The organism is Aestuariivirga sp., assembly GCF_046294715.1.
Classification (GTDB): Bacteria; Pseudomonadota; Alphaproteobacteria; order Rhizobiales; family Aestuariivirgaceae; genus Aestuariivirga.
The window spans coordinates 1-12,316 of record NZ_JBKBKI010000055.1 but is presented as its reverse complement, the minus strand read 5'-3'; the positions used below and the strand labels follow the sequence as shown (position 1 = coordinate 12,316).

12 protein-coding genes and 1 tRNA gene are annotated in these 12,316 nt (G+C 63.7%); 8 read left to right on the top strand and 5 right to left on the bottom strand.

Going from position 1 to position 12,316, the window contains the following annotated elements:
- From ACK4HL_RS19945 to ACK4HL_RS19930, 4 genes are all read left to right on the top strand, one after another.
- Window positions 1-1,500: sulfatase-like hydrolase/transferase (locus ACK4HL_RS19945; protein WP_409764452.1), on the top strand; the 1,500-nt coding region annotated here is incomplete at its 5' end.
- Between the two features lie 85 nt (window positions 1,501-1,585).
- A complete protein-coding gene (locus tag ACK4HL_RS19940) occupies window positions 1,586-2,017 on the top strand; it encodes a c-type cytochrome (RefSeq protein ID WP_409764449.1) in 432 nt (143 codons plus the stop codon).
- A gap of 227 nt (window positions 2,018-2,244) precedes the next feature.
- On the top strand, window positions 2,245-2,586 hold the full coding sequence (locus ACK4HL_RS19935; protein WP_409764446.1) for a tail fiber domain-containing protein: 342 nt from the start codon (window positions 2,245-2,247) through the stop codon (window positions 2,584-2,586).
- Between the two features lie 65 nt (window positions 2,587-2,651).
- Complete coding sequence (locus ACK4HL_RS19930) at window positions 2,652-3,938, top strand: phenylacetate--CoA ligase family protein (RefSeq protein WP_409764443.1); 1,287 nt, start codon at window positions 2,652-2,654, stop codon at window positions 3,936-3,938.
- A gap of 8 nt (window positions 3,939-3,946) precedes the next feature.
- On the opposite strand, the gene ACK4HL_RS19925 is transcribed toward ACK4HL_RS19930, so the two are convergent.
- Together ACK4HL_RS19925 and ACK4HL_RS19920 are read right to left on the bottom strand one after the other, a co-directional pair.
- Window positions 3,947-4,022 (bottom strand) — tRNA-Ala (locus tag ACK4HL_RS19925).
- Between the two features lie 82 nt (window positions 4,023-4,104).
- Window positions 4,105-4,518 (bottom strand): TIGR02300 family protein, encoded by a 414-nt coding sequence (locus tag ACK4HL_RS19920; protein WP_409764439.1) that lies wholly within the window; start codon window positions 4,516-4,518, stop codon window positions 4,105-4,107.
- A gap of 137 nt (window positions 4,519-4,655) precedes the next feature.
- Here ACK4HL_RS19920 and aroA point away from each other — a divergent pair, with 137 nt between their 5' ends.
- From aroA to rpsA, 4 genes are all read left to right on the top strand, one after another.
- Window positions 4,656-6,002, top strand: a complete 1,347-nt coding sequence (aroA, locus tag ACK4HL_RS19915) for a 3-phosphoshikimate 1-carboxyvinyltransferase (RefSeq protein ID WP_409764436.1) — start codon at window positions 4,656-4,658, stop codon at window positions 6,000-6,002.
- Entirely contained in the window at window positions 5,999-6,610 is a 612-nt protein-coding gene (gene cmk / locus ACK4HL_RS19910) for a (d)CMP kinase (protein WP_409764433.1), read from the top strand. The genes aroA and cmk overlap by 4 nt, the downstream gene beginning before the upstream one ends.
- 102 nt (window positions 6,611-6,712) lie before the next feature.
- Window positions 6,713-7,570, top strand: a complete 858-nt coding sequence (locus ACK4HL_RS19905; protein ID WP_409764430.1) for a hypothetical protein — start codon at window positions 6,713-6,715, stop codon at window positions 7,568-7,570.
- 333 nt (window positions 7,571-7,903) lie between these two features.
- Entirely contained in the window at window positions 7,904-9,610 is a 1,707-nt protein-coding gene (gene rpsA / locus ACK4HL_RS19900; protein ID WP_409764427.1) for a 30S ribosomal protein S1, read from the top strand.
- A gap of 352 nt (window positions 9,611-9,962) precedes the next feature.
- Here the strand turns inward: rpsA and ACK4HL_RS19895 are convergent, their stop codons facing one another.
- The 3 genes from ACK4HL_RS19895 to ACK4HL_RS19885 form a co-directional block, all read right to left on the bottom strand.
- Window positions 9,963-10,115, bottom strand: coding sequence for a hypothetical protein (locus ACK4HL_RS19895; RefSeq protein WP_409764424.1), 153 nt, complete (start codon window positions 10,113-10,115; stop codon window positions 9,963-9,965).
- A gap of 9 nt (window positions 10,116-10,124) precedes the next feature.
- Window positions 10,125-10,430 (bottom strand): hypothetical protein, encoded by a 306-nt coding sequence (locus ACK4HL_RS19890; RefSeq protein WP_409764421.1) that lies wholly within the window; start codon window positions 10,428-10,430, stop codon window positions 10,125-10,127.
- A 120-nt stretch (window positions 10,431-10,550) separates the two neighbouring features.
- Entirely contained in the window at window positions 10,551-11,687 is a 1,137-nt protein-coding gene (locus ACK4HL_RS19885) for a serine hydrolase domain-containing protein (protein WP_409764418.1), read from the bottom strand.
- Window positions 11,688-12,316 lie beyond the last annotated feature (629 nt).

Below are 12,316 nucleotides of genomic sequence, written 5' to 3'. Positions count from 1 at the left end.
CAGAAGCGGCTGGGCGTCGTCCCGCCTGACGCCAGGCTGACGGCCTGGCCGGACTCGCTGCCGAAATGGGAGACGCTGAGCGATGAGCAGAGGAAGCTCTATGTCCGGCAGGCCGAGGTCTTCGCCGCCTATGTCGCCTACACCGACCACGAGATCGGCCGGGTGATCCAGGAGATCAAGGACCAGGGCAAGTTCGACAACACCATCGTCGTCTACATCTCGGGCGACAACGGCACCAGCGCTGAGGGCACGCTGACGGGCGCCTTCAACACCTATGCCGGCTACAATGGCATGACCGAGGTGCCGCTCGCGGCGAACATGGCTCATTATGACGGCTGGGGCCTCGAGGGGACCGACCCGCACATGGCAGTGCCATGGGCCTGGGCCTTCGACACGCCGTTCAAGTGGACGAAGCAGGTCGCCTCGCACTTCGGCGGCACGCGGCAGGGCATGGCGATTTCCTGGCCCGCCGGCATCAAGGACAAGGGTGGCATCCGCAACCAGTTCCACCATGTGATCGACATCGTGCCGACGATCCTCGAGGCCGCAGGCATCAGGGCTCCGGAGACGGTCGACGGCGTGAAGCAGGCGCCGATCGAGGGGGTCAGCATGGCCTATACCTTCGACAAGGCCGGCGAAGCGGCGGCCTCGACGCGCCAGACGCAGTATTTCGAGATGGGCGGATACCGCGGCATCTACCACGAGGGCTGGTACGCCGCGACGACGCCGCCCATCGCGCCCTGGTCGCCCGTTCTGGGGGTGACGCTGCCCGACGTGGTGGATGGCTACAAATGGGAGCTCTATGACCTGAGCAAGGACTACTCGCAGGCGGAGGACGTCGCCGCTGAGCACCCCGGGAAGCTGAAGGAGATGCAGCGGCTCTTCGAGCAGGAGGCCTGGAAGTACAACGTCTTCCCCCTCGACAACCGCGCCTTCATCCGCATGGTGACGCCGCGGCCGAGCGCCACGGCCGGCCGCAGCGAGTTCGTCTATGCCGGCGAGATCTCGGGCATACCACCCGGCAACGCGCCGCCGATGCTCGGCCGGTCCTTCAGCATCACGGCGGAGATCGAGGTTCCGCAGGGCGGTGCCGAGGGCATGCTCGTGACCCAGGGCGGGCGCACCAACGGTTATGGCTTCTACCTTCTCGGCAGCAAACCGGTGTTCACCTACAATCTGCTCAACATGGAGCGCGCGCGGATCGAGGGGCCGGCCCTGTCCCCGGGCAAGCATGTCCTGACCTTCGAATTCACCTATGACGGCCCCGGCCTGGGCAAGGGCGGAACGGCAGTACTCAAGGCCGACGGCACCGAGGTCGCTACGGGGAAGATCACCAGGACGATCCCCTTCGTCATGGCGTTCGACGAAACCTTCGACGTCGGCGTCGACACGCGCACCGGCGTGAACGACGCGGATTACAGCCTGCCCTTCCGCTTCACCGGCGGGATCGACAGGCTGACCTTCAGGGCGGGGCCGGAGCAGATGTTCGCGGCCCAGTGAGGCGGGGCTTTCGGGTTTGCCCTCGCCGAGGGTGCAGGTTAGACTTGCAGCGGACGCGAAGCCGGTGCTGGCGATGGAGGTAGCGATGTTGAAGTCCTTTGGGTTCCACCTGGCGGCGGCGGCTGCCGCCTGCGCAATGGCAGCGCCTTCCTTCGCCCAAACGGGCGAAGTGGCGGCAGGTGCCGCCGAATACAAGATCGCCTGCTACCAGTGCCATGGCGAAGCGGGGAAGGGCGACGGGCCGATGGCCGCGCTGCTGACCGTGAAGCCCGCGGACCTGACGCAGCTGGCCAAGAAGAACGACGGCAAGTTCCCCTTCCTCCAGGTGTTCCAGACGATCGACGGGCGCGCCGTGATCAAGGCCCATGGCGAAGGCCCCATGCCGATCTGGGGCGAGCGCTACATGGCACAGAGCGGCGCGGCGGGAGCCGAGCCCTACCGCACATGGACAGCGGAACCCTTCGTCCGCGCCCGCATCCTCGAGCTCACCTATTACCTCCAGTCGATACAGGAGTGAGGCGGGCCGCCAATCGGCGGGCGGCGAGCCCATCCGCCGCCTGTCATCGCGCCAGGGCGTCTGCCGAATCGGGCGGCACCTTCGCCCGGAACGGGAGTGATGCGCTGTTGTGTCCGGGGCGGAGTTGTGGGAGTCTTGGCGCGGGAGATCTTGGTTTTTTCCCGAGCCAAGGATTGCCTGCGTCCGCGTACCGACTTGCCGTCTTACCCATCATGGAGAGTGAGCAAATGGATTGCCCTGAGAATGCCCCCGAGTTGCCAAACCTGTTCGACTTGGTCGAGGCCTCTTCGCTCGACCTGATCGAAACGTACGGAGCCGTCGATGCCGGGCCACTGACGGATTTTACGGCTCCTTCCGATGTCCGTCTCAAGACGGATATCGAAAAGGTGGGGACCACCGTCTATGGGCTGCCGCTCTACCGTTTCCGCTACAAGACGGGCCCCGAGCGGTTCGAGGGCGTGATGGCGCAGGATGTGCTCGAGGTCATGCCGTCGGCCGTGCTGACCGGACAGGATGGGTACTACCGCGTGGATTACGGCCGCCTCGGCATCGGCATGACCCACGCCTGAGGCGACGCGAGCCGGGATGACAACAGGGGCGGTTTTCCGCCCCTTTTTCTTGCCGGGAATGGATCATGCCCGATTGGAAACTCGCCCACGATTATCTCGAGAGCTTGTTGCGCAGCGAGCGCGCGGGGCCGGACGAACTCTCCGCCTACCAGTCGAAGCTGTTGCGCCGGCTCGTCGATCACGCCTTCGACGAGACCCCGTTCTATGCCGGACGCGGAGGGAAGCCGGCCGATCTCGCGCCCCATTCGCCCGGCTGGCTGTCTCAGCCCTGTGTCAGCCGCAGCGACCTCGTCGAGAACTTCGATGCCTTCAGGCCGTCGAGCTTCTCCAGGCTGCACGGCGTCATCACGCCGCTCTCCACCGGCGGGAGCACCGGCCCGGCCGCGAGGAGGGACACGACATCCCTGGAGGCACTCGCAAGACTGCTCGCCAGCTATCGCATGTACCGGAACTGGACGTTCGATCAGTCCCGGCCATTCTTCGTCTTTCGCAAGCTCGCGGGAGAGAACGAGCCACGCCGGGACAAATGGGGATTCCCCTGGAATGGCGAGAGCAATCTCGGCGACCGGACCTGGATCGATATCGCAACACCCGCCGCCGAGCAGCTGCAGGCGATGTCCGGCCAGGGACCGGTCTACGTCAACACGCTGCCCTCGAACATTCTGCGCCTCTCCGTTGCGGCACTGCGCTCCGATGTCCGGATCAGCATTCCCTTCATCGTCAGCGTGGGCGAGTATCTGGCCCCCGAGGTGAGGGCTGCCGCCCAGGAGGCATTCGGCAGCACCATCATCGATTCATTTGCTTCCGCCGAAGGCGGGGTGATCGCGGTCCAGTGCCCGGAGGCCGGCCTCTATCATATCCAGAGCGAACAGGTGCTCGCCGAGATCATCTCGCTGCACGGGAAGCCCTGTGCCCCCGGCGAGGCGGGCGAGGTGATCGTGACGCCGCTTTATGGTTACGCAACGCCGCTCATCAGATATCGCTCGGGCGACTTTGCCGAGGCAGGCCCGGCTTGCCCATGCGGCCGTGTCCTGCCTACGATCTCACGCCTCCTGGGACGGCGTGAGCACATGTTCGCGTTCCCCGACGGGACGCGGCGATTGCCGGAGCTCGACCGCGTTCGGATCACGCAGACGCTCGGGCATGATCAGTGGGTGCTGGTCCAGCGTTCAAAGACAGGCGCAGAGTTCCGCCACACGGGCGTGCTCACCGCGGCCGCGAGGCAGGCCGTGACCGGCAGCCTTGAATCGACTCTCGTCCATGGATTTCAGTTGCGCTGCGCACAGGTGGACGCGTTGCCGCTGACATCCGGCGGCAAGCGGCACTTCACACTGAACGAGATGGGCAACTGAGAGGTTGATGGTGGAGCCAGGCGGAATCGAACCGCCGACCTCTTGAATGCCATTCAAGCGCTCTCCCAACTGAGCTATGACCCCTTGCAACCATCTCTCCGCCACATGGGGGTGGCGAGGCGGGGCGGAACCTAGTTCCGCCCTTGCCAACACGCAAGAACTATTTTCAGGTCTCTTCGTCCTCTTCCTTGCCGCCGGTGTCGAGAAGGCCCGACATGTCGCCGCCCTCCTCTTCCTCCTCGACGAGGAAGGTATCGTCCTCGGCCTCTTCGCCGCTGGCCTCCTCGCCGAGATCGACGTCCTCGATGCCCGCGGTCTCATCGTCCTCGGCCACGTCCGGCGCCTCGGCGTCCTCGAGGCTCACGAGCTCGACGTCCGACGTCTCCATGTCCTCGGTCTCGACCTCGCGCGGCTTCGGCGCAGGCGCCATGACGGGCATGTCGCCCTTCGACGGCAGGACCGACGGCGCGATGAAGTTCGCCCCGCACTTGGGGCACACGATGGGGTTCTTCAGGAGGTCGTAGAAGCGGGCGGCGCAGGACGGGCACGTCCGCTTGGTTCCGAGTTCAGCCTTGACCACGGTTGATCCTTTCGACGGCGGAAATTGACATGATTGGCGCGCTCCATGGCATTTCCGGAGGGCAATGTCAAAAGCCAAGAGGAGGAAGGCCGGGGGAGGGCTGGCAGAGCCCTGATCGATCGTGTATCGGAGCCCCCATGAGCCAGAACATTGCCGCCGAACCGCTTCCTCTCGCCTCCCGCCAGGTCCAGGGCCTCAAGGGCCGGATCCGCGTGCCGGGCGACAAGTCCATGTCGCACCGGGCGCTGATGTTCGGGGCGGTGGCGATCGGCGAGACCACCATCAGGGGCCTTCTGGAGGCCGAGGACGTGATCAATACCGCGAAGGCCATGAGCGCGCTGGGTGCTGCGGCGAAGCGCGGGGCGGACGGGGTGTGGCGGGTGCAGGGCGTGGGCGTCGCCGGGCTCCGCTCGCCGGCCGTGCCGCTCGACTTCGGCAATTCCGGCACCGGCGTGAGGCTTGCCATGGGGCTGATGGCGACGACGCCGCTCACGGCGCGCTGCGTGGGCGATGCCTCCCTTTCGAAGCGGCCGATGGGGCGCGTCACGGTTCCGCTCTCGGAATTCGGCGCCCGCTTCGAGACGGCCGAGGGGGGCCGCCTGCCGCTCACGCTTCATGGCGCGAAGCACGCGGTGCCGGTCACCTACCGGCTGCCCGTGGCCTCCGCCCAGGTGAAATCCGCCGTGCTGCTCGCCGGCCTCAACACGCCGGGCCAGACCACGGTGATCGAGCCCACGCCCACCCGCGACCACACCGAGCGCATGCTGAAGGGCTTCGGCGCACGGATCAGCGTGGAGCAGAAGGACGACGGCCGCCACATCAGCATCGAGGGCCAGCACGAACTCCAGGCGCAGGCGATCGACGTTCCCGGCGACCCGTCCTCCGCCGCCTTCCCGATGGTGGCGGCCCTCATCACCGAAGGCTCCGACATCGTGATCGAGAACATCATGCTGAACCCCACCCGCACGGGGCTGATCGACACGCTGATCGAGATGGGCGGCGACATCACGATCGAGAACCGGAGGCTGGCGGGCGGCGAGGAGGTGGGCGACCTTCACGTCCGGGCCTCGAAGCTGAGGGGCATCACCGTTCCGGCGGCGCGCGCGCCTTCGATGATCGACGAGTATCCCGTGCTCTCGGTGGCCGCCGCCTTTGCTGATGGAACGACCCGCATGGAGGGGCTCGAGGAGCTGCGCGTGAAGGAGAGCGACCGCCTTGCCGCGGTGGAGGCCGGCCTCAAGGCCAATGGCGTCACCACGCGCTCCGGCCGCGACTGGCTGGAAGTCGACGGCGGCGGTGCCCAAGGAAGCAAGTTGGGCGGCGGCACCGTCGTCACGCACATGGACCACCGCATCGCCATGTCCTTCCTCGTCATGGGGCTTGCCTCCGCGAAGGAGACGAGGGTGGACGACAGCCGCTTCATCGCCACCTCCTTCCCGGACTTCACCGGCCTCATGAACGGCATGGGGGCGCGGATCTCGTGATCATCGCGGTCGATGGCCCGGCGGCGGCGGGCAAGGGCACCATCGCCCGCGCACTGGCCAAGCATTTCGGCTATCACTTCCTCGACACCGGCTCGCTCTACCGCATGGTGGGGCTCGCCGCGCTCCGCTCCAGCGGCGAGCCGATCACCGCGCGCGCCGCGATCGCCGCGGCGGAGGCCCTGAACCCGCAGAAATTCAGCGACGCCGAGATCAGGAACGAAGAGGTGGGGGCGGCCGCCTCGATCGTCGCGGCGATCCCCGAGGTGCGCGCCGCCCTTCTCGAGCTGCAGCGCGCCTTCGCCAGGAAGGAGCCGGGTGCCGTGCTCGACGGCCGCGACATCGGCACGGTGGTCTGTCCGGACGCGGACGCGAAGCTCTTCGTGACGGCAAGCCCCGAGGTGCGCGCCAGGCGGCGGCAGAAGGAGCTGGGTTCAGCCGACTACGCGGCGATCCTCGCCGACATCCGCGCGCGAGACGAGCGCGACGCGAAGCGCACCACCGCCCCCCTGGTGGCGGCGGCGGACGCGGTGACGCTGGATACCTCCGGGATGGACATCGCGGCGGCGGTGGCGGCGGCGATCCGGGCGGTGGAGGCGAAGCGTAAATAGGTCGCGCGCTCTGCACCGCCGCCCGCCCACGCATTCGCATAAAGCGTTACTCGCCTAATTGGCCCATGGTACTTTTGCCGGATGACGAGAGCAACATTCGTATTGTCCACCGGCCGTTGCGGAACGCAGTCACTCACGAAAATCGTCAAGGATTCACTGGGGGATTCCGCTACCGTTACCCACGAGCCGATCGGCGCGCTCTACAAGCCGAAATACACCATGGCCGGCGTCGGGATGGAGAATGCCATGGTCCTCGAAGCGGCAATGCGTCACTTCGAGGCGGTGGTGTCATCAGTTTCCGGTGGCATGGAATATGTGGAGACCGGATGGCCTTCGTTCACCTGGTACGAAAAGTGGTCATCCTCGCTTGGCGACAAGTGGCGCTTCATCTATCTCACCAGGAATCCGGTGCATGTGGCGGCGTCGTTCGTCACGCACGGCTATTACACTCGCGAAAGGTCCGACGAGTACACCGACTTTGCCATTCTTCAGCCCACGGACCCGGGGGTGAGCTTTCCGGAAATCGCCGCCGAGTGGGACACGCTCACTCTCTTCGACAAGTGCCTCTACCAGTGGCTGGAAATCAACACCCGCGCCTTTCAGCTGATGGCGAGAGGAATCCTCCCCGTTTCGGCAATTCGTTTCGAGGAGCTCTTCGCCTCAGACGCGGCGAGGCGGGAGCTGTTTGGCAAACTGGACTGGCCTACTCCTCCTCGCGTGATCGACGGCATCGACAAGTTTCATTTCGGCACAGATCGCCGTCTGAGGCTGACCTCGCATCGGATCTGGGAGCGCGTCGAAAAACTGGCGGGCGACATGGGCTATTCCCGACAGGAGCTTTTGAGTGCCCTGCAGACGACCGATTACAGGCAGCCGAGAATACCGGGGAAGAACGTCACCAAACTGTGGGGAAACAGCTTGCCCGGGGATAAGGCACGAAAGGCCAAGGGGTCCCGGTAGGGTCCTGGAGAGCGGGCACGAGTTTCAGCAAAGCCTCGCTGTCGTGACACCGGCGCTTGCCCGGCAGCCGTTTTTCACCTATATGCGCGCCGTTACAGGACATCCGCCCCATCGCGGGCAGGATGAACATGAACCGGGGTGCCTGAATGCACCCCATCTTGTTTCAGGACTTCGGAAACGGTTGACCGCCTGCCTGGGCGGGGTTTTCGGGGCTTGGGACGCAAGGTCGAGTTTGCCCGCTTGGGCCCCCATTTCAGCAACCGGGGCCATGCGGGACGTCCTAGCGGGGTTTTCCGCCGGGCCAGCCTCGATTTCAACAGGAACACGAACCACATGGCGAAATCCGCCGTCTCGCTCACCCCCACCCGCGAAGACTTCGAATCTCTCCTCGCCGAGAGCTATTCCGACAATCCCGCCTCCGAGGGCAGCGTCGTCAAGGGCCGCGTCGTCAACATCGAGAACGACTTCGCCATCATCGACGTCGGCCTCAAGACCGAGGGCAAGATCGCCGTCAAGGAATTCGCCCAGCCGGGCAAGGCCTCCGAGATCAAGGTGGGCGACACCGTCGAAGTCTATCTCGAGCGCATCGAGAACGCGATGGGCGAGGCCGTGCTCTCGCGCGACAAGGCCCGCCGCGAGGAGGCCTGGACCCGCCTCGAGCAGATGGCCAACAAGAACGAGCGCGTGGAAGGCGTGATCTTCGGCCGCGTCAAGGGCGGCTTCACCGTCGACCTCGGGGGCGCCGTGGCCTTCCTCCCGGGCAGCCAGGTGGACGTGCGCCCGATCCGCGACGTGGGCCCGCTGATGAACGTGCCGCAGCCCTTCCAGATCCTGAAGATGGACCGCCGCCGCGGCAACATCGTCGTCTCGCGCCGCGCCATCATGGAGGAGACCCGTGCGGAGCAGCGCTCCGAGCTCGTCCAGAACCTCGCCGAGGGCCAGGTGGTCGAGGGCGTGGTCAAGAACATCACCGATTACGGCGCCTTCGTCGACCTGGGCGGCATCGACGGCCTGCTGCACGTGACCGACATCGCGTGGAAGCGCGTCAACCATCCCTCCGACGTCCTGCACGTCGGCCAGACGGTGAAGGTCCAGATCATCCGCATCAACCCCGAGACGCAGCGCATCTCGCTCGGCATGAAGCAGCTGGACAAGGATCCGTGGGAGGTCGTCACCGAGCGCTATCCGATCGGCGCCAAGGTGAAGGGCAAGGTCACCAACATCACCGACTACGGTGCCTTCGTCGAGCTCGAGGATGGCATCGAGGGCCTGATCCACGTCTCCGAGATGAGCTGGACCAAGAAGAACGTGCACCCCGGCAAGATCCTCTCGACCTCGGAAGCGGTCGAGGTTCAGGTGCTCGACATCGACTCGGCCAAGCGCCGCATCTCGCTCGGCCTCAAGCAGACCCAGAAGAACCCGTGGGAGGCCTTCGCCGACAAGTATCCGCCGGGCACCAACGTGGAAGGCGAGATCAAGAACATCACCGAGTTCGGCCTGTTCATCGGGCTCGACGGCGATGTCGACGGCATGGTGCACCTCTCCGACATCGACTGGAAGCGTTCGGGCGAGGAAGCCATCAAGGACTTCAAGAAGGGCGACCGCGTCAAGGCGCGCGTGCTCGACGTCGACCGCGAGAAGGAGCGCATCTCGCTCGGCATCAAGCAGCTGGGCTCCGATCCGATGGCCTCCGCCGCCGGCCTCAAGAAGGGCGACACGGTGACCTGCGAAGTGCTCAAGGTCGAGGACAACGGCCTCGAGGTGAAGGTCGCCGGCACCGACATGACGGCCTATGTGAAGCGCGCCGACCTCGCGCGTGACCGCGCCGAGCAGCGCCCGGAGCGCTTCGCGGTGGGCGAGAAGTTCGACGCCAAGATCACGGTGTTCGACCAGAAGGCCCGCAAGATGAACGTCTCGATCAAGGCCCTCGAGATCGCGGAAGAGAAGGAAGCCGTGGCGCAGTACGGTTCCTCCGATTCGGGAGCCTCGCTGGGCGACATCCTCGGCGCCGCCCTCAAGAAGCAGAAGGGCGAAGAGTAAGAGAGACGCGACATCGCACATGAGAATGGCCGGGCAAGTCCCGGCCATTTTCGTTTCTTCCCCCTCTCCCTCGTGGGGAGCAAGTGGATGAAGGATTGCAACCTAAGTAGCTGTCCTGTCGATACCTTTTCGTATTCGAGCAAGTATAGTGGAAGATAGAGAGTACATAGGTAGCATGAAAGCACCGGTTTCCTAAACTGGGGATCACAGGTTCGAATCCTGTCGAGGCCGCCAGTAAAAACAGCTGTTTAGCTATTTTCAGGGCTTGATAGGTCACCGGTTGGCGTCCGAATGGCGTCCCGCATTAATCGAAAATTCTGTCTTGGCGAACCCCATCCTACGGATCTGGGGGTCATGGATTCGAATCCTGTCGGGCGCGCCATTTGCGAACAAGACCACTAACCTTCCCGTCCGCACCCTGCTGGCCAGCAACGACTGCTGCCAGGCTGGCCTTGTTCCCGATGATCTGGACCTTGTCGTCGTCGACCCGGAGTTCGGAGATCATGGCCCCGAGTTAGGCCTTCCGGTCCTGAATGTCGGCGGTTTCGATCTTCTCCCTCACCAGCTCCACAAAGGCAGCGATTCGTTCGGGGGTCAGAGCGCGGGATGTCGCTCCCTGCGCTACAATGCGTTCAAGAGCGGTATGGGCGGCGTCACGAGCTGACTTGAGGGCGGCAATACGCTCCTTCAGCTGGGCGACGAGCTCGACAATGCCCTCCTCGATGGCCCCGTAAAGCCGGGCGAGCTTGTCGCCAATGTCCCGCCTGCGCTGAAGAGACTCGCCGGCACCGTGCCGCTTCTCAAGATCGCCACGCCCCACCCGTGTTGGCCTAGCAGAGCGCCAATTGCAATCGCTACCAACGACTATTCGCTGCACCCCTCGGGCAGAACGTCGGCCGTTCCGACTCACATTGAGGTGGGGACCCGCTGTCGAAAGGGTCTACCGATAAATCGCGCCAAGTACGTTCTTCTCAAAGATGTCGAAGGAAATCGCGCCGTCATCGCTTTCGCCGTACCTTCCGGCGTTTATCACCACTACTGTCCGGTGGGTCGGGAGCACGTAGAGCCTTTGCCCGCCTAGCCCCTGGGCACTGATCCACGAGACGCGACGACCACTGATGTCATTGCCATAATCGGTCCACCAGTAGTATCCGTAACCGATGGAAGGATATTGATCGAAGCCTGCCACGTGCGGGGAGGTTGACCTCGCTATCCAGTCTTCCGAGACGATCTGCTTGCCGCGCCAAGCGCCGCGGTCGAGGATTAGCTGCCCAAGCTTTGCCGTGTCCCGCGGCCGAAGTCTTAGGCCTGACGCTGCAGCGACCTCTCCACTTCGAGCCATATGTAACCACTCGAAGTGGGTGATCCCGAGGGGCTCGAACAAGTTCTTGCGGGTAAATTCTGGGAGAGACTCACGCGTCACGCGCTGGACAACCTCAGCAATCAGTTGCACACAACCTCCACAGTAGTTCCACTCAAGCCCGGGAGTTGCTTTCATGGACCGGGTGAGGATGAATCGGTAGGGCTCCGAAGCGGCAATCAGTTGGTGCTCGCTATTCGCTGGGTCGGAATAGGGCACTCCTTCGTTCCATACCAGTCCAGACCTCATCGTCAGCAAATCCAGCAAACTGATCCGCTCCACTCCCTCTGTCGCCAGCGACTCAAGCTCGGGAAAGTAGGAGTTGAATGGTTCGGTGACGTTACCGACCAACTGTCGATCGTATACGATGCCAAAGACGAGCGACACCACACTCTTGGTGATCGAACGGGTATCATGAAGGGTTTCTGGGTCATGCACTGCCACACCTAGTGTGGTGCCCCACCGCTGATCGGCGCCATCGCGATACGCTTCGAAAACAATTCTGCCGTTGCGAACAACGATAACAGCGTGAATGTTAGCTCGGGATTCCTGTGCTATTCGGTCTTCAATGGCGCAAACCTTGACAGCGTTCATTCCTTCAGCTTCCGGCGTCGACGCTTCCCATCCATCATCCAAAGAGGGCAGCATAGGCGGACAGGCAGCCTGAGAATGCGACATCCCGACGGCGCATACGACCATCACGACGGTCAAGAGCATAGCTGGAAATGGCATGGCTGCCACTCGGCTGTTAGCACCTGTGAAGCATAGCATATTGGATCGTAACAAGACATTGCCGCTAAACGAGGAGCTGTCGAGGGCCCATGTGTTAGAAGTGGCGGAAGTTCAATAATTGTAGGAAATTGTCGCTCGTTCTCCCGCTTTCAGCGCATTCACCGCTCGCTAAAAACCGCCATGTGAAGTAACTCCGTAAGTGGTTTCCTAGTTCGCCAGCCCACTCAAAAGTGCCTCTGTCGCCCGCATTTGCGGAAGCCAAAAAGATCGTCTTGGGAGGGGTGGTTGTACTTTCGATTGCAATTGCTTGTTTTACCACCCCAATTTGTGCGTGGCGGCGCCACCGTGGTCGGAACCGTAACAAGCCCAATTCTATTGCGGGGCCATCTCCGCGACAGGATCGCCTGCCTCTGCGGTTGTGGCAACTGCAGGAAGAATCAATAAGAGAGACCCCACAGCTGATTGGAGATAGCTGCAAGGCCTCTTCTGTTGGACTGCACAGCGGCAGAGGGCGCCGCAGCCCCGACCTCCGCACCAGATACGCACGGTGCGTGGGTAAATGCCCTGACGTGCCTTCTTCGTCAGAGCCGACTACTCGTGTGCCTGAAACTGAA

Bases quoted from the DNA above. Each gene is read 5' to 3' on its own strand.
- ACK4HL_RS19940 (WP_409764449.1), top strand. From the start codon at position 1,586: ATGTTGAAGTCCTTTGGGTTCCACCTGGCGGCGGCGGCTGCCGCCTGC.
- ACK4HL_RS19935 (WP_409764446.1), top strand. From the start codon at position 2,245: ATGGATTGCCCTGAGAATGCCCCCGAGTTGCCAAACCTGTTCGACTTG.
- ACK4HL_RS19930 (WP_409764443.1), top strand. From the start codon at position 2,652: ATGCCCGATTGGAAACTCGCCCACGATTATCTCGAGAGCTTGTTGCGC.
- aroA (WP_409764436.1), top strand. From the start codon at position 4,656: ATGAGCCAGAACATTGCCGCCGAACCGCTTCCTCTCGCCTCCCGCCAG.
- rpsA (WP_409764427.1), top strand. From the start codon at position 7,904: ATGGCGAAATCCGCCGTCTCGCTCACCCCCACCCGCGAAGACTTCGAA.
- ACK4HL_RS19895 (WP_409764424.1), bottom strand. From the start codon at position 10,115: ATGATCTCCGAACTCCGGGTCGACGACGACAAGGTCCAGATCATCGGG.
- ACK4HL_RS19885 (WP_409764418.1), bottom strand. From the start codon at position 11,687: ATGCTCTTGACCGTCGTGATGGTCGTATGCGCCGTCGGGATGTCGCAT.